The sequence below is a fragment of the Streptantibioticus rubrisoli genome, assembly GCF_024436055.1.
GTDB classification, from domain to species: domain Bacteria; phylum Actinomycetota; class Actinomycetes; order Streptomycetales; family Streptomycetaceae; genus Streptantibioticus_A; species Streptantibioticus_A rubrisoli.
In genome coordinates, this window is sequence record NZ_JANFNH010000032.1 from 15,812 (window position 1) to 32,591 (window position 16,780).

Annotated in this window: 14 protein-coding genes; 2 read left to right on the plus strand and 12 right to left on the minus strand. The window is 69.6% G+C overall.

The annotated features are described in order from the left end of the window. Positions 1–37: 37 nt before the first annotated feature. Positions 38–2,098, minus strand: coding sequence for an APC family permease (locus NON19_RS22855; RefSeq protein ID WP_255930780.1), 2,061 nt, complete (start codon positions 2,096–2,098; stop codon positions 38–40). A 180-nt stretch (positions 2,099–2,278) separates the two neighbouring features. Between NON19_RS22855 and NON19_RS22860 the strand changes: the two genes are divergently transcribed. Further along, entirely contained in the window at positions 2,279–2,947 is a 669-nt protein-coding gene (locus tag NON19_RS22860) for a potassium channel family protein (protein WP_255930782.1), read from the plus strand. After that, entirely contained in the window at positions 2,944–3,621 is a 678-nt protein-coding gene (locus NON19_RS22865; RefSeq protein WP_255930784.1) for a potassium channel family protein, read from the plus strand. The genes NON19_RS22860 and NON19_RS22865 overlap by 4 nt, the downstream gene beginning before the upstream one ends. Before the next feature lie 145 nt (positions 3,622–3,766). Here NON19_RS22865 and NON19_RS22870 read toward each other — a convergent pair whose 3' ends face one another. The 11 genes from NON19_RS22870 to kdpF form a co-directional block, all read right to left on the minus strand. Then, complete coding sequence (locus tag NON19_RS22870; protein ID WP_255930786.1) at positions 3,767–4,510, minus strand: DUF3159 domain-containing protein; 744 nt, start codon at positions 4,508–4,510, stop codon at positions 3,767–3,769. Positions 4,511–4,513: 3 nt separating this feature from the next. Further along, on the minus strand, positions 4,514–4,912 hold the full coding sequence (locus tag NON19_RS22875; protein WP_255930788.1) for an OB-fold nucleic acid binding domain-containing protein: 399 nt from the start codon (positions 4,910–4,912) through the stop codon (positions 4,514–4,516). An 83-nt stretch (positions 4,913–4,995) separates the two neighbouring features. Next, entirely contained in the window at positions 4,996–5,712 is a 717-nt protein-coding gene (locus NON19_RS22880; protein WP_255930857.1) for a response regulator, read from the minus strand. 32 nt (positions 5,713–5,744) lie between these two features. Beyond that, positions 5,745–8,288 (minus strand): DUF4118 domain-containing protein, encoded by a 2,544-nt coding sequence (locus tag NON19_RS22885; RefSeq protein WP_255930790.1) that lies wholly within the window; start codon positions 8,286–8,288, stop codon positions 5,745–5,747. Between the two features lie 141 nt (positions 8,289–8,429). Then, entirely contained in the window at positions 8,430–10,400 is a 1,971-nt protein-coding gene (locus NON19_RS22890) for an APC family permease (RefSeq protein ID WP_255930858.1), read from the minus strand. Positions 10,401–10,618: 218 nt separating this feature from the next. Continuing rightward, positions 10,619–10,696, minus strand: coding sequence for a 50S ribosomal protein bL37 (locus NON19_RS33775; RefSeq protein WP_372514240.1), 78 nt, complete (start codon positions 10,694–10,696; stop codon positions 10,619–10,621). An 11-nt stretch (positions 10,697–10,707) separates the two neighbouring features. Beyond that, positions 10,708–11,523, minus strand: a complete 816-nt coding sequence (locus NON19_RS22895) for an SDR family NAD(P)-dependent oxidoreductase (RefSeq protein ID WP_255930792.1) — start codon at positions 11,521–11,523, stop codon at positions 10,708–10,710. A 418-nt stretch (positions 11,524–11,941) separates the two neighbouring features. After that, entirely contained in the window at positions 11,942–12,583 is a 642-nt protein-coding gene (gene kdpC, locus NON19_RS22900) for a potassium-transporting ATPase subunit KdpC (protein ID WP_255930794.1), read from the minus strand. A 7-nt stretch (positions 12,584–12,590) separates the two neighbouring features. Next, entirely contained in the window at positions 12,591–14,744 is a 2,154-nt protein-coding gene (kdpB, locus tag NON19_RS22905) for a potassium-transporting ATPase subunit KdpB (RefSeq protein ID WP_255930796.1), read from the minus strand. 35 nt (positions 14,745–14,779) lie between these two features. Next, positions 14,780–16,441 (minus strand): potassium-transporting ATPase subunit KdpA, encoded by a 1,662-nt coding sequence (gene kdpA, locus NON19_RS22910; RefSeq protein ID WP_255930798.1) that lies wholly within the window; start codon positions 16,439–16,441, stop codon positions 14,780–14,782. A gap of 8 nt (positions 16,442–16,449) precedes the next feature. Next, positions 16,450–16,539, minus strand: coding sequence for a K(+)-transporting ATPase subunit F (gene kdpF, locus NON19_RS22915; protein ID WP_255930800.1), 90 nt, complete (start codon positions 16,537–16,539; stop codon positions 16,450–16,452). Positions 16,540–16,780 lie beyond the last annotated feature (241 nt).

Here is a 16,780-nt window from a genome sequence, read left to right on the forward strand (position 1 = left end):
CGGTCCATGCCTGCCGTTGAGGCGACAGCCCCTCAGTCTACGTCCCGCTGCGCTCGCCGCTGACCGGCCGCTGCTCGTCTGGCCTGCGGGGGGCGGTCAGCTGGCCGCGGCGCACCGAACCGGGGGCGCTCCAGCCGCGCGAGGGGTTCTTCGCCCGGACGCTGGAGTCGAGCTGCCACGGTACGGAGGTGACCATCACGCCGGGGGTGAACAGCAGCCGTCCCTTGAGCCGCAGCGCGCTCTGGTTGTGCAGCAGGTGCTCGTACCAGCGGCCGACGACGTACTCGGGGATGTAGACGCTCACCACGTCGCACGGGCTGTCGCGGCGCACGTCGCGCACGTACTCCACGATCGGCCGCGTTATCTCGCGGTACGGCGAGTCGAGGACCTTCAGCGGTACGTCGAGGCCGCGCCGCTCCCACTCCCGCTGGAGGGCTTCGGTCTCGGCGGGGTCGACGTTGATGCTGAGCGCTTCGAGGGTGTCGCAGCGGAACAGCCTGGCGTAGGACAAGGCGCGCAGCGTCGGCTTGTGCAGCTTGGAGACCAGGATGATGGAGTGCACCCGGGACGGCGCCTGGTCGTCGTCCGGCTCCTCGGCGGCCGACAGTTCCTCGGCCACGCTGTCGTAGTGCCGCCGGATGCCGGTCATGAGCAGGTAGAACATGGCCATGCCGACCGCCGCGACCCAGGCGCCGTGGGTGAACTTGGTGAGCAGCACGATGGCCAGGACCAGGGCGGTCAGGCACGCGCCGAAGGCGTTGATCGCCCGGGAGCGGATCATCCGGCGGCGCTTCGCCGGGTCGGTCTCGGTGGCCAGATGGCGGTTCCAGTGCCGGACCATGCCGGTCTGGCTGAGGGTGAACGAGACGAAGACGCCGACGATGTAGAGCTGGAGCAGCCGGGTGGAGTCGGCGCCGTACAGGTAGACCAGCAGCCCGGCGAACAGGGCCAGTGCCACGATGCCGTTGCTGAACGCCAGCCGGTCGCCGCGGGTGTGCAACTGGCGCGGCAGATAGCGGTCCTGGGCGAGGATCGAGCCGAGCACGGGGAAGCCGTTGTACGCGGTGTTGGCGGCGAGGAACAGCACCAGCGCGGTGACCGCGGACAGGAAGACGAACGGGATCGAGCCGTCGCCGAACACTGCCGCGGCGACCTGGGTGATCACCGGGTTCTGGGTGAAGCCGGAACCGACCGGGTGTCCGTCGCGCAGCAGGTCGGTGGCCGGGTTCTCCGCCATCCGCACATGGGTGGTGAGCGCCAGGGTGATGATGCCGACGAACATCACCACCGCCAGGCCGCCCATCAGCGCCAGTGTCGTGGCGGCGTTGCGGCTCTTGGGCTTGCGGAAGGCGGGTACGCCGTTGCTGATCGCCTCGACGCCGGTGAGCGCGGCGCAGCCGGAGGAGAAGGCGCGCAGCATCAGGAAGACCATCGCGAACCCGGCGATGCCCTTGGTCTCGGCGTGGATGGTGAGGTCGGCGGTGGGCGCCTTCATGTGCGCGCCGAGGAGCAGCGCCCGTACCGCGCCCCAGATGATCATGAGGCAGACGCCGCCGACGAAGGCGTAGGTCGGGATGGCGAACACCGTGCCGGACTCGCGGACCCCGCGCAGGTTCATCAGGGTCAGCAGGGCGATCACCGCGAGCGCGCAGAGCACCTTGTGCTCTATGACGAACGGTACGGCGGAGCCCAGGTTCTCGATGCCCGAGGAGATCGAGACGGCCACCGTCATCACGTAGTCGACCAGCAGTGCGCTGGCGACGGTGAGCCCGGCGCGCTGGCCCAGGTTGGTGGTGGCCACCTCGTAGTCACCGCCGCCGCTGGGGTAGGCGTGCACGTTCTGCCGGTAGGAGGCGACGACCGTGAACATCAGCACCACGATGGCCGCGGTGATCCACGGGCTGAGGTGGTAAGCCGACAGGCCCGCCATGGACAGGACGATCAGCACCTCACCGGGCGCGTAGGCCACGGAGGACAGCGGGTCGGAGGCGAAGACCGGCAGGGCGATGCGCTTGGGGAGCAGTGTCTCGCCCAGTCGGTCGCTGCGCAGCGCCCGGCCGATCAGGATCCGTTTCGGCAGGTCGGTCAGATTGGACACCCCAGGATGTTAAAGGTTCGTCAAGATTGCTCGACAACCGCCGTCCCCGTGTGCCGAGCAGGAACGCTTCCGAGCCGTGGGTGGCCTCCCCGCGGGGACCGTCCGTGTGTAGCTTTGGCCCCGGTCTGAGACGCTGGGACGGTCTCGGACGAGATGAACACAGCCGGAAGGACAGGCGGCGTGCACGTCGTAATCATGGGCTGCGGACGAGTGGGGTCCACGCTCGCCCAGACCCTCGAACAGCAGGGTCATACGGTCGCCGTGGTCGACCAGGACCCGACGGCGTTCCGCCGTCTCGGGTCCGGGTTCGCGGGGCGCCGGGTGACCGGGGTCGGATTCGACCAGGACACCTTGCGCGAGGCCGGGATCGAGGAGGCCGGGGCGTTCGCCGCGGTCAGCAGCGGCGACAACTCCAACATCATCGCCGCCCGTGTGGCCCGCGAGATGTTCGGCGTGGAGAACGTCGCGGCCCGCATCTACGATCCCCGGCGGGCCGAGGTCTACCAGCGGCTGGGCATTCCCACGGTGGCCACGGTGCGGTGGACCGCGGACCAGATGTTGCGGCGTCTGCTGCCGTCGGGCGCCGAGCCGCTGTGGCGCGACCCCAGCGGCGCAGTGCAGTTGGCGGAGGTGCCCACCTCCGCCAAGTGGGTGGGCCAGCGGATCAGCAAGCTCCAGGAGGAGACCGGGGTGCGGGTGGCGTTCCTCACCCGGCTGGGCGAGGCGATGCTGCCGACCGCGTCCACGGTGTTGCAGGAAGGCGACCTGGTGCAGGTGATGATGCGCACCGACGAGGTCGAGAAGGTCGAGGCGGCGTTCGCCGAGGGGCCCAAGGAGGGTCGTTCATGAGGGTCGCGATCGCCGGAGCCGGCGCGGTGGGGCGTTCCATCGCCGGGGAGCTCCTGGAGAACGGCCACGAGGTGCTGCTCGTGGACAAGAACCCGTCGTCCATCTCGGTGGAGCGGGTGCCGCAGGCCGAGTGGCTGCTGGCAGACGCCTGCGAGATCACCTCGCTGGACGAGGCGGCACTGCAGCGGTGCAACGTGGTCATCGCGGCCACCGGTGACGACAAGGTCAACCTGGTCGTCTCACTGCTGGCCAAGACCGAGTACGGGGTGCCGCGGGTGGTGGCCCGGGTCAACAACCCCAAGAACGAGTGGCTGTTCAACGAGGCGTGGGGCGTGGATGTCGCCGTCTCCACGCCGCGGCTGATGTCGGCGCTCGTCGAGGAGGCGGTCAGCGTCGGCGACCTGGTGCGGCTGCTGCGCTTCAGCCAGGGCGACGCCAACCTGGTGGAGCTGACGCTTCCGCCGGACGCGGCGCTGGTGGGCACCCGGGTGGGCGATGTCGACTGGCCCACCGACACCTCGCTGGTGACGATCATCCGCGGCCACCGGGTACTCACTCCCGCCAGGGACGACGCGCTGGAGGCCGGTGACGAGCTGCTGTTCGTGGCCGCGCAGGACCGCGAGGAGCAGTTGGAGCAGTTGCTGTCGGTCTCCCGCACGGACACCGCGGGCTGAGCCCACAGACGGCGACGGGGTCCGGAACCACTCGGTTCCGGACCCCCTTCGTGCTGGGCGCGGGCGCTTCGGCCGTCGGCGTTCTGGGCGGTGGGCCGCTGCGGGGCCGGTGCCGTTGCGGGCCGTTCGCTCTCGGGGCGCCGAGTCAGGCGGCCCTGCCCTCCCGCTTGGCGCGCTCGGCGGCCTCTTCCGCCTCCAGTTCGGCGATCACGTCGATCGGCGGCGGCGCCTTGGCCAGGAAGATCCAGGTCAGGTAGACCGCGAGCAGGAACGGCGGGATACCGAGGGCGACCTTGACCCAGCCGAGCTGGGTGGCGTTGCCCCACCAGTACAGCGGGAAGAGGATCGCCGACTTGGCCAGCAGGATGCCGCCCCACGCCCAGCTGGCCTTGGTGTACGCCCGGAAGCGGCCGGGGTTGCGGGTCCGCCAGGACAGGTTCTCCCGCAGGATCGGGCCGAGCAGCACGCCGATCAGCGGGAAGCGGACCAGCGCCGAGACCACGTACGCCACCGCCAGGCCGAGCGTGTAGAGCATGCCCGGCAGGTAGAAGTTCTTGGCGTCGCCGGAGAGCATCGCGAAGAACGCGCCGAACGCGACCCCGAACACCCCGCTCAGCGCGTGCTTGAGGGTCTGCTTGCGGACCAGCCGGGCGATGGCCAGCACCAGGGTGAGCCCGAGGGCCGCGACCGCGGAGGCGGTGATGTCGTGCCGGACGGTGTAGACCGCCACGAAGACCAGGCCGGGGACGGTGGTGTCCACCATGCCCCACACGCCGCCGAACGCCTCCAGCAGCGCCGCGTCGGCCGCCGCCTTGGACGCTGCGGCGTCGTCGTGCGGACGCTGCCCTTGGTCTACCTGCTGGTCGGTCCGCTTGTTGGTGAACGCCACCGGCTACTCCTGTCCGACGGGACGCAGCTCGTACTTGGGGTTGAACAGCACCAGCCGACCGCGGTTCTGGGCGATCCGGCCGGAGGCGATGATCTTGCGCCCCGGTTCTATCCCGGCGATGCTGCGGCGGCCCAGCCACACCACATCGAGCGGGGCGGTGCCGTCGAACAGCTCCGCCTCCAGCGCGGGCACACCGGCCCGCGGTCGCAGCGTGACCGTCCGCAGCGTACCGGCCACGGTGACGATCTGGCGGTCCTGACAGTCCCTTATCCGGGTGCATTCGGTCGGCGGCGTGTCCTTGCGCAGGTCCTCGGCGTGCTCGTCCTCCTGGGAGGCGGCGAGACGACCGAAGATCCGGCGCAGGCGACCGGCCGGCCGGTCCGGACGAGTGGCTCCACTCATACAGGAAGGGTACCGGTCGCCACCTGGATACCGGCCACGGCTCGAAGCGGCAGCCGGTCTTCCGGGGGGACGCCGGTGCGGACTCACGGCTCGAAGCGGTAGCCCATCCCAGGTTCCGTGATGAAGTGCTTGGGGTGGGCCGGGTCGGCCTCCAGCTTGCGGCGCAGCTGCGCCATGTAGACCCGCAGGTAGTTGGTCTCGGTGCCGTAGGCCGGTCCCCACACCTCCTGGAGCAGCTGCTTCTGGCTGACCAGCCGCCCGGTGCTGCGCACCAGGACCTCCAGCAGGTGCCACTCGGTCGGGGTGAGGCGTACGTCGACGCCGTCCCGGTTGACCTTCTTCGCGGCCAGGTCGACGGTGAACGAGTCGGTCTCGACCAGCACCGCCTCGTCCCCGTCGCCGGTGGGCTGGGAGCGGCGGACCGCGGCGCGCAACCGGGCCAGCAGCTCGTCCATGCCGAACGGCTTGGTGACGTAGTCGTCCGCACCGGCGTCCAGCGCCTCGACCTTCTCGTCGGAGGCCTGCCGCGCGGAGAGCACGATGATCGGCACCCGGGTCCAGCCGCGCAGGCCCTTGATGACCTCGGCGCCGTCCATGTCGGGCAGACCGAGGTCGAGCACGATCACGTCGGGATGGCGGGCCGCCGCCAGTTGCAGCGCGGTAGCGCCGTCGGGTGCGGCGTCCACTTCGTACTTGCGGGCCCGCAGGTTGATCACGAGCGCACGGACGATCTGCGGCTCGTCGTCAACCACGAGCACCCTGACGGGGGGCCGGGTCTGCCCGCCGGAGGGCTGCGGCATGGAACCTGCCTTTCGGGTCATGAGGCGGCCACTCATGAGGTGGCCTCCGCCGGAAGCTGGGGGGCGGTCGGCTGCGCGGTGGCCGCCGCCTGGAGGGTGAGGACCATGGTCAGGCCGCCACCGGGAGTGTCGTCGGCGACGAGCGTGCCGCCCATCGCCTCGGCGAAGCCGCGGGCCACCGCGAGGCCGAGGCCCACTCCGGCGCCGCGCGGAGCGTCACCGTACCGCTGGAAGGGCGCGAAGATCCTGTCCTTGGCGTGTTCCGGAACGCCGGGCCCCCGGTCGACGACGCGCAGTTCGACCCGGCCGCCGAGGGCGCTGGCCGCGACCAGTACGCGCTCGTCGGGCGGGCTGTACTTGACCGCGTTCTCCACCACGTTGGCGACCACCCGCTCCAGCAGCCCGGGGTCGGCGAAGATCATCGGAAGCGTCTCGGGGATGTCCAGGGTGACCGACTCCGGCGGTACGCCGCCGAGCGCCATCGGGACGACCTCGTCCAGGTCGACCTCGTGCATCAGCGGGGTGACGGTGCCGGTCTGCAGCCGGGACATGTCCAGCAGGTTGCCGACCAGGTGGTCGAGTTTGTCGGCGCCGTCCTCGATGCCTTCGAGGAGTTCGGCCTCGTCCTCGGGCGACCAGGCCACGTCGTCGGAGCGCAGCGAGGAGACGGCGGCCTTGATGGCGGCCAGCGGGGTGCGCAGGTCGTGGGAGACGGCGGCGAGCAGCGCGGTGCGGATCCGGTTGCCCTCGGCGAGCTCCCTGGCCTGCTCGGCCTCGCCCAGCAGGCGCTGGCGGTCCAGGATGCCCGCGGCCTGCGCGGCGAACGCGGAGAGAAGTCGGCGGTCCTCGGCGGGCAGCACCCGGCCGGTGAGCGCCAGCGACATGTGGTCGCCGACCGGCACCTCGACGTCGGCGTCGTCCGGTCGGCCGCACGGGGTCGGGCCGACGCTGCCCGCGCAGGTCCACGGCCCGTACTCGTCGGCCCGCTCCAGCAGTGCCACCGACTCCATGGCGAAGGTCTCCCTGACCCGCTCCAGCAGCGCGTCCAGCGAGGACTCGCCGCGCAGCACGCTGCCCGCGAGCAGCGACAGTATCTCCGCCTCCGCGCGCAGCCGGGCCGCCTGGTGGGTGCGGCGGGCGGCCAGGTCGACCACCGAGGCGACCGATATGGCCACCGCGACGAAGACCACCTCGGCGACGATGTTGTGCGGGTCGTTGATGGTCAGGGTGTGGATCGGCGGCGTGAAGTAGTAGTTCAGCAGCAGCGATCCGCTCGCCGCCGAGGCCAGTGCCGGGAGCATGCCGCCGATCAGCGCCGCCGCCACGGTCAGGGACAGGTACAGCAGCATGTCGTTGGCGAGTCCGAGGCCGGGGTGGACCATGTTCAGCAGCAGCGTCAGCAGTACCGCGCCGCCGCAGCCGACCAGCCAGCCCAGTGCCTTGCGGCCCTTGCCCAGCCGGGCGCCGCGCGCCATCGGCAGGCCGCGGCCCTTGGCGACCTCTTCGTGGGTGACGATGTGCACGTCGAGGTCGGGACCGGAGTCGCGGGCCACGGTGGCGCCGACGCCGGGGCCGAAGATGTACTGCCAGCTCTTGCGGCGGCTGGAGCCGAGCACGATCTGGGTGGCGTTGACGCCTCGGGCGAAGTCGAGCAGCGCGGTGGGGATGTCGTCGCCCACCACGTGGTGGAACGATCCGCCGAGGTCTTCCACGAGGGTGCGCTGTACCGCCAGCTCCTTGGGCGAGCCAGCCGCCAGGCCGTCGCTCCGGGCGACGTACACCGCCAGGATCTCGCCGCCGGAGCCCTTGGCGGCCATCCGGGCGGCCCGGCGTATCAGCGTGCGGCCCTCGGGGCCGCCGGTCAGACCGACGACGATGCGCTCACGGGCCTGCCAGATGGAGGAGACCCGGTGCTCGGCGCGGTACTGCCGCAGGTACTCGTCCACCCGGTCGGCGACCCACAGCAGCGCCAGTTCGCGCAGCGCGGTGAGGTTGCCAGGCCGGAAGTAGTTCGACAGGGCCGCGTCGACCTTGTCCGGCTTGTAGACGTTGCCGTGCGCCATGCGGCGGCGCAGCGCCTGCGGCGACATGTCGACCAGTTCGATCTGGTCGGCCCTGCGCACCACCTCGTCGGGCAGCGTCTCCTGCTGGCGCACCCCGGTGATGGACTCCACGACATCGCCGAGTGATTCCAGGTGCTGGATGTTCACGGTGGAGACGACGTCGATGCCCGCCTCCAGCAGCTCCTCGATGTCCTGCCACCGCTTGGCGTTTCGGCTGCCGGGGATGTTGGTGTGCGCCATCTCGTCGACGAGGGCGACCTTCGGCCGCCGGGCCAGCACCGCGTCCACGTCCATCTCGGTGAACGTGGCGCCGCGGTACTCGATCTCGCGGCGCGGCACGAACTCCAGGCCGTGCAGCATCACCTCGGTGCGCGGGCGGTCGTGGTGCTCGACGAGGCCGACCACGACGTCCGTGCCCCGCTCCAGGCGCCGGTGCGCCTCGGAGAGCATCGCGTAGGTCTTGCCCACACCGGGGGCCGCCCCCAGGTAGATGCGCAGTTTGCCGCGTGCCATGGCTCCATCTTCGTATGCGGTGAACTGGTCTGGCACCTGACCTTACGGCTGGGGTTCACCACATAACGGACAGGTGGGGGCGTCCGGCACGGTATTGACGCGATTCTGACGACGCGCGCCGACCGGCCGCCCCCTGTCCGCTCAGACGCTGGTCAGCGACTCCCCCGCAGCCGGTTCACCGGCGGCGGTGCGGCCGAACCGCTCCTCCCGGCGCAGGGCCGAGTCCAGCAGGTAGGGAACGCTGATCACCATCACGCCGGAGGTGAACAGCAGCCGCGCCTTGAGGCGCAGCGCGCTCTGGTTGTGCAGGATGTGCTCCCACCAGCGGCCCAGCACGTACTCCGGGATCAGCACGGTGACCACGTCGCGCGGGCTCTCCCGGCGCAGGCCGCGTACGTACTCCATCACCGGCCTGGTGATCTCCCGGTACGGGGACTCCAGCACCTTCAGCGGTACGCCCATCTCGTGCGCCGACCACTTCTCGTTCAGCCGCTCCGCCGCTGCCGGGTCGACGGCCACGGTGACCGCCTCCAGGGTGTCCGGGCGCATCGACTGGGCGTAGCCCACCGCCCGCAGTGTGGGGGCGTGGATGGTGGAGACCAGCACCACGGCGTGGTTGCGGGACGGGCGCTCGGGGCGGGCGTCGGGAGTCACCTTCAACTCCTCGGCGACCCGCTCGTAGTGCCTGCGCACCGCCTTCATGGCCAGGAACAGCGCGGGCATCGCGATGCAGACGATCCAGGCGCCATGCGCGAACTTGGTGATCAGCACGATCACCAGGACCAGCGCGGTGAGCGCGGCGCCCAGCGCGTTGATCGCCTGGGACCTGCGGATCCGGCGGCGGCCCGGGCCGTCGGTGGCGTCGGTGAGCTTGCTGCCCCAGTGCCGCACCATGCCCGCCTGGGACAGGGTGAAGGAGACGAAGACGCCGATGATGTAGAGCTGGATGATCTCGCTGAGGTCGGCGTCGAAGGCCACGATCAGACCCGCGGCGGCCAGTGCCAGCAGCACCACGCCGTTGGAGAAGACCAGGCGGTCGCCCCGGTTGTGCAACTGCCGCGGCAGGTACCGGTCCTGGGCGAGGATCGAGGCGAGCATCGGGAAGCCGTTGAACGCGGTGTTCGCGGCCAGGATCAGCACCGCGGCGGTGGCGGCCTGGACGAAGTAGAACAGCACGGTGACGTTGCCGAACGCCGCCTTGGCGATCTGCGCCAGCGCGGTCGGCGTGGACGTGCCCGCGGGCAGGCCGAGTTGGGTCGGGTCATCGGCGACGTGCACCTGGAAGACCATCGCCAGGATGGTGATGCCGACGAACATGGTGATCGCCAGCACGCCCATGACGAGCAGCGTCATGGCGGCGTTGCGGCTCTTGGGCTTCTTGAACGCCGGGACGCCGTTGCTGATCGCCTCGACACCGGTGAGCGCGGTACAGCCGGAGGCGAAGGCCCGAAGTCCCAGCAGGAGCAGGCCGATTCCGGCGTAGGTGCCGGTGGCGTGGATGGAAAGGTGCGCCGACTCCGCGCGGATGGTGTGCCCCATGAGCATGCGGGCGGCGGCGAACGCGAACATCACGTAGATGCTCAGCACGAAGGCGTACGTGGGTATCGCGAAGGCGCGCCCCGACTCCTTCATACCGCGCAGGTTCATCACGGTGAGCAGGGCGACGAAGGCGAGCGGGAGCAGCACCGCGTGCTTGCTCAACCCCGGGAAGGCGGAGGTGATGGCGGCCACACCGGCCACCACCGACACCGCGACGGTCAGCACGTAGTCGACCATCAGCGCGCTGGCCGCGGTCAACGCCGCCGTGGGGCCGAGGTTCTCCGAGCTGACGACGTAGGCGCCGCCACCGCCTGGGTACGCGTAGCAGGTCTGCCGGTACGAGGCGACGACCACGACCAGCAGCAGGACGATCGCGGCACCCACCCACCAGGCGAGGTGGAGCAGGGCGGCGCCGCCGAGCGCCAGCACCATCAGGATCTCCTCGGTGGCGTACGCGACGGAGGAGAGCGGGTCGCTGCAGAAGACCGGAAGGGCCAGCCGCTTCGCCAGAAGCGTCTCTCCCATCTGCGCGGTGCGCAGCGGGCGGCCCAGCAGGAACTGCTTGGGGAGCATTGTCACGGCCAGCGATCCTAGGCATGAATTCGGCCATGTGGTCACCCGAAAGAGGGATAAGCGCGTTAGGGATGCGTAAAGTTTTGGCCGATCTATGTATTCGTTACGTCAAACCTCTTGTGAGCGAAGTCTCATTCGGATAGTCATCCCCGCATGACGAAAGCCCCGGAGGCGCCGTGGTACCGGCGCCTCCGGGGCCTTGCCGTCGGCCTCGCCGGTCAGCGCTGACCGGCCTTCTTGCCGTGGTTGGCGGCTTTCTTCCTACGGGCCTTCCTCTTACGGGCTCGCTTGGACATGCCTCTCCTGTTCAGGTGTGGGCGCCGACAAGCTGGTCGGCGAGCTTGTTCAGGCGCTTGACGGTGCGCTCCTCGGTGGCGGCCGAGGCGGGCTCGACGCGCTCGGAGCGGTCGTAGTAGGCGCCGTTGACGATCTCGGTGTCCGGGTCGCACAGCCGCACCACGTGCGCCGCGCCCTCGGCCGCGGGGACGCCCTCGTGCGCGTACAGCGGCAGCAGCGCGGTGTCGCAGTTGCCCGGGTGCACGCTGACCGCCTTGACCGCCGAGTCGGCGGCGAAGACGGTGAGCGCGAGCTGCGACTGGGCGTAGGCGGCCAGCCGGGAGTAGCGGCGGGCCCGGTTGGGGTCGCTCCAGGAGATCGACGCGGTGCGGTGCAGCGCGGAGGAGACGTTGACCACCCTGCCGTTGGGAGAGGCGTTGAGCGGCCCTTCGAGTCGCCGGGTGAGCAGGTAGGCGGCGAGGAAGTTGACCTGGAAGGCGATCTCGTTGCCGTCGGCGGTGAGGGTGTGCCGTTCGGGGGCGGCCACCGCCGCGTTGTTGACCAGCACGTCCAGCCGCGGGTGGCTGTCGCGGATCCGGCGGGCCATCGCCTCCACCTCTTCTAGGCGGGTGAAGTCGGCGACGGCCGGGCAGAGCCGGGGCGGTTCGGCGCCCGCCGCGACCAGCCGGTCGATCGCCTCGCTGGCGGACTCGGCCGTGGGGGCGTGCACGATGACGGTGCAGCCCTGTTCGGCGAGCGACCGCGCGGTCTCCCAGCCGATCCCGGAGGTCGCTCCGGTGACGAGGGCCGTGCGGCCGGTGAACGGCGTGCTTGCGGTTTCGGACATGGTCCAATCCATGGGCAGGGCACACCAACACAGCGCGCGGATCCACGCGCCACGACGGCATGCGTACGGGAAAGCACCGCCGCGGTAACGGGCGGCGGTCACGAAAGGGAAAGGCGACGCCTCATCAGGGCGCCTTGAGGACGCGTCAGCGCGTCACATGCGAACGGAGCGCGACCGACGCAGCCCCGGTACTCGGGGGTCGGTCATCATGGCGCATTCCGCTGTTCACAACGTCCATCCAATCGGCATGCGCCGCCCCGCACAACAAGCGCCGCATGTCCCATACGCCGCGATAACAGGCTACTGACACGCCATTAACGAACGCCTCCGCGCTAAACACCGGTTCGGCACAGAAAAAGCGAACCACCCGGTGGCCGACGCGAGTTCGGCACACGGGTGGTTCGGGTGAAACGGGTGGTCAGCCCGCGAGTTGCTGGAGGGCGATGTTCAGTTCCAGCACGTTGACCGTCGGCTCGCCGAGGAAGCCGAGTTGGCGGCCGTCGGTGTGGTCGGCGACCAGCTTGGCCACCTTGGCCGGGTCCAGGTGGCGGGCCTTGGCGACCCGGTCGACCTGGAGCTTGGCGTATTCTGGCGAGATGTCCGGATCCAGACCCGAACCGCTGGCGGTCACCGCGTCGACCGGAACCTGGGACGGCGAGACCCCGTTGAACTCGGCGACCTGCTTGCGCCGGTCGTTGACCGTCTGCACCAACTTCGGGTTGCTCGGACCGAGGTTGGAGGCACCGGAGGCGGTGGTGTCGTAGCCGTCGGTGCCGGCCGCCGAGGGCCGTGGCTGGAACCACTTGGGGTCCGGCTGGGCGGTCTCGTTGGCGTCGCTGGGGTTCTTCTTCGGCAGGTTGAAGTTCTGGCCGAGCAGGCTGGAGCCGACGACCTTGCCGTCGACCTTCACCTGGGAGCCGTTGGCCTTGCCGTTGAAGGCGGCCTGGGCGACGCCCCACACGGCGAGCGGGTAGATCACACCGGTCACCACGGTCAGTACGAGCAGCGCGCGCAGCGCGGCCCATGCCAACCGGGCGCTGTTACGGAAGGAGTTGTTCATGGCGGGGTCACCCGATCCCGGGGATCAGAGTAATGAGCATGTCGATGATCTTGATGCCGATGAACGGGGCGATCAGGCCGCCGACACCGTAGATGGCGAGGTTCCGCCGGAGCATCCGGTCGGCGCTCATCGGCCGGTACCGCACGCCCTTGAGGGCGAGCGGCACCAGGGCGACGATGATCAGCGCGTTGAAGATGATCGCCGACAGGATCGCTGACTGCGGGCTGTGCAGCGCCATGATGTTGAGTTTGTCCAGGCCCGGGTACGCGACCGCGAACATGGCGGGGATGATGGCGAAGTACTTCGCCACGTCGTTGGCGATGGAGAAGGTCGTCAACGCGCCCCGGGTGATCAGCAGTTGCTTGCCGATCTCCACGATCTCGATGAGCTTGGTGGGGTTGGAGTCCAGGTCCACCATGTTCCCGGCCTCCTTGGCGGCCGAGGTACCGGTGTTCATCGCCACGCCCACATCGGCCTGGGCCAGCGCGGGCGCGTCGTTGGTGCCGTCACCGGTCATCGCGACCAGCTTGCCGCCCGACTGCTCCCGCTTGATCAGCGCCATCTTGTCCTCGGGAGTCGCCTCCGCGAGGAAGTCGTCCACCCCCGCCTCCTCGGCGATCGCGGCGGCGGTCAGCGGGTTGTCACCGGTGATCATCACGGTCTTGATGCCCATCCGGCGCAGCTCGTCGAAGCGCTCGCGCATGCCGTGCTTGACCACGTCCTTGAGGTGGATGACGCCCAACACCCGTGCGCCCTCGGCGTCTTCGACCGCCACCAGCAGCGGGGTGCCGCCCGCCTGGGAGATGGTGTCGGTCAACTGCTGGGCGTCCTCGGCGACGGTGCCGCCGCGCTCGGTGACCCAGGCGATCACCGAACCGGTCGCGCCCTTGCGGACCTTGCGCGAATGGCCCGCGTCGGTGATGTCCACACCGGACATGCGGGTCTGCGCGGTGAACTCGATCCACTCCGCACCGACCAGTTCGCCCTGGTGGCGCTCGCGCAGCCCGTACTTCTCCTTGGCGAGCACCACGATCGAGCGACCCTCGGGCGTCTCGTCGGCGAGCGAGGAGAGCTGGGCGGCGTCCGCCACCTCGGCCGCGGTGGTGCCGCGCACGGGGACGAACTCGGCGGCCTGCCGGTTGCCGTAGGTGATGGTGCCGGTCTTGTCCAGCAGCAGCGTGGAGACGTCACCGGCGGCCTCAACGGCCCTACCGGACATGGCCAGTACGTTGCGCTGCACCAGTCGGTCCATGCCCGCGATGCCGATCGCGGACAGCAGCGCGCCGATGGTGGTCGGGATCAGGCAGACCAGCAGGGCGACCAGCACGATCATCGACTGCTCCGCCTTCGCGTAGATCGCGAAGGGCTGGAGGGTGACGACCGCCAGCAGGAAGACGATGGTCAGCGAGGCCAGCAGGATGTTGAGCGCGATCTCGTTCGGCGTCTTCTGCCGCGCCGCGCCCTCGACCAGGCTGATCATGCGGTCGATGAAGGTCTCGCCCGGCTTCGTCGTGATCTTGATGACGATCCGGTCGGACAGCACCTTGGTACCGCCGGTGACCGCGCAGCGGTCACCACCCGACTCACGGATGACCGGGGCCGACTCACCGGTGATCGCCGACTCGTCGACGCTGGCCACGCCCTCGACCACGTCACCGTCGCCGGGGATGATGTCGCCCGCCTCGCAGACGACCAGGTCGCCGACGCGCAGTTGGGTGCCGGGGACGCTCTCCTCGGCGTCGCCGTTGAGGCGGCGCGCGACGGTGTCGGTCTTGGCCTTGCGCAGGGTGTCGGCCTGCGCCTTGCCGCGGCCCTCGGCGACCGCCTCCGCCAGGTTGGCGAAGATCACCGTCAGCCACAGCCAGGCGGCGATCGCCCAGCCGAACCAGTCGCCGGGGTGGGCGATGGACAGGATCGTGGTGAGCACGGAGCCGATCTCGACCACGAACATGACGGGCGACTTGACCATCACCCTCGGGTCGAGCTTGCGTATCGCGTCCGGCAGCGACTTCAGCAGCGCCTTCGGCTCGAACGCACCGGCTCCTACGCGGCCCGCCCCGGACTCGCTCTGGGCCTGGGCTTCCGGCCCGCGTTGCGGTTCGCCCGGCCCTTCGGCTGGGGGTCCGGGGGGTATCCCCTGGGAAGATGCGGTAGTGGACATGGGTTCCTCGACAGAAGTCTTTATGTCGCCGCTGGTCATGACAGCCCCTCAGCGATCGGGCCCAGCGCCAGCGCCGGGAAGTACGTCAGACCGGTGACGATGATCACCGTGCCCACCAGCAGCCCGGCGAACAGCGGCTTCTCGGTGCGCAGGGTGCCAGCGGTCTCCGGGACCGGACGCTGCTCGGCGAGCGAGCCGGCCAGCGCCAGGACGAACACCATCGGCAGGAAGCGGCCCAGGATGACCGCGAGGCCGGTCGTGGTGTTGTACCAGTCGGTGTTGGCGTTCAGGCCCGCGAAGGCCGAACCGTTGTTGTTGGCCGCGGAGGTGTACGCGTACAGCACCTCGGAGAAACCGTGCGGGCCCGGGTTGGCCGCCGAGTGGATGGGGGTCGGCAGGGCCATCGCCAGCGCGGTGAAGATCAGTGCCACCGCGGGGGTGATCAGGATGTAGCACGCGGCGAACTTGATCTCACGGCCGCCGATCTTCTTCCCCAGGTACTCGGGGGTGCGGCCGACCATCAGACCGGCGATGAACACCGCGATGATCGCCATGATCAGCATGCCGTAGAGGCCGGAACCGGTACCGCCCGGCGCGATCTCGCCCAGCATCATGCTCAGCAGCGCGATACCGCCGCCGAAGGCGCTGAACGAGGAGTGGAAGGAGTCCACCGCACCGGTCGAGGTCAGCGTCGTGCTGACGGCGAACAGCGAGGAGCCGCCGACGCCGAAGCGCTGCTCCTTGCCCTCCATCGCACCGCCCGCGGCATGCAGCGCGGCGCCCGGGTGGGCGAACTCCGACCAGGTCATCAGCACCACGAAGCCCAGCCAGATCACGAACATCGCGGCCAGGATCGCGTAGCCCTGCTTCACACTGCCGACCAGCTTGCCGAAGGTGCGGGTGAGCGCGAACGGGATGACCAGGATCAGGAAGATCTCGAAGAGGTTGGTGAAGGCGTTCGGGTTCTCGAACGGGTGGGCCGAGTTGGCGTTGAAGAAGCCACCGCCGTTGGTGCCCAGTTCCTTGATCGCCTCCTGCGAGGCGACCTGGCCGACCGGCATGCCCTGGGAGCCACCGGTGAGGGTGGTCATGGCGTGCCAGTTGCCGAAGTCCTGGATGGCACCGCAGGCAACCAGCACGATCGCGGCGATGAACGCACCCGGCAGCAGGATCCGCACGGTGGTGCGCACCAGGTCGGACCAGAAGTTGCCCAGTTCACCGGTGCGCGACCGGGCGAAGCCCCGGACCAGCGCGACGGCCACCGCGATGCCGACGGCCGCGGACACGAAGTTCTGCACCGCCAGACCACCGGTCTGCACGACGTGGCCCATCGTGGTCTCGCCGGAGTACGACTGCCAGTTGGTGTTGGTGACGAAGGAGGCGGCGGTGTTGAACGCCTGCTGCGGGGTGACGGCGGCGAAGCCGAGCGACCCGGGCAGGTGGTTCTGGACCCGCTGCAGCAGGTAGAGGAACAGGACGCTGACCAGCGAGAACGCCAGGACGCCGCGCAGATAGGCGGGCCAGCGCATCTCGGTGTCGGGGTTGGCGCCGATGGAGCGGTAGATCCAGCGCTCCACGCGCAGGTGCTTCTTGGAGCTGTAGACCCCGGCCATGTAGTCGCCGAGGGGCACATACACCAGGGCGAGCGCCGCGATCAGCGCGGAGACCTGGAGCACGTCTGCGAGTATCGGGCTCATATGGACGCTCAGAACCTCTCCGGGTAGATGAGGGCGAGGACCAGGTAACCCAGCAGGGCGACGGCCACGATGAGGCCGGTGATGTTCTCGGCGCTCACAGCTTCGTAACCCCCTTGGCGACCAGAGCCACCAGCGCGAAGGTCGCGAGAGTGGTGAGGACGAAGGCCAAGTCGGCCATCGCGTGCTCCTATTTCGGGATCGGATTTCGGACAACGTCGAGTGAAACCGCGGATCCCTCGAACGCGAGCCTCGTTGACGTCTCCCTTACGCCCTTCGTCGCGCCCTTGACGACTTCCATACGCACAAGAAAAACCGGTGGTCCGGACCTGTTTTCACAGG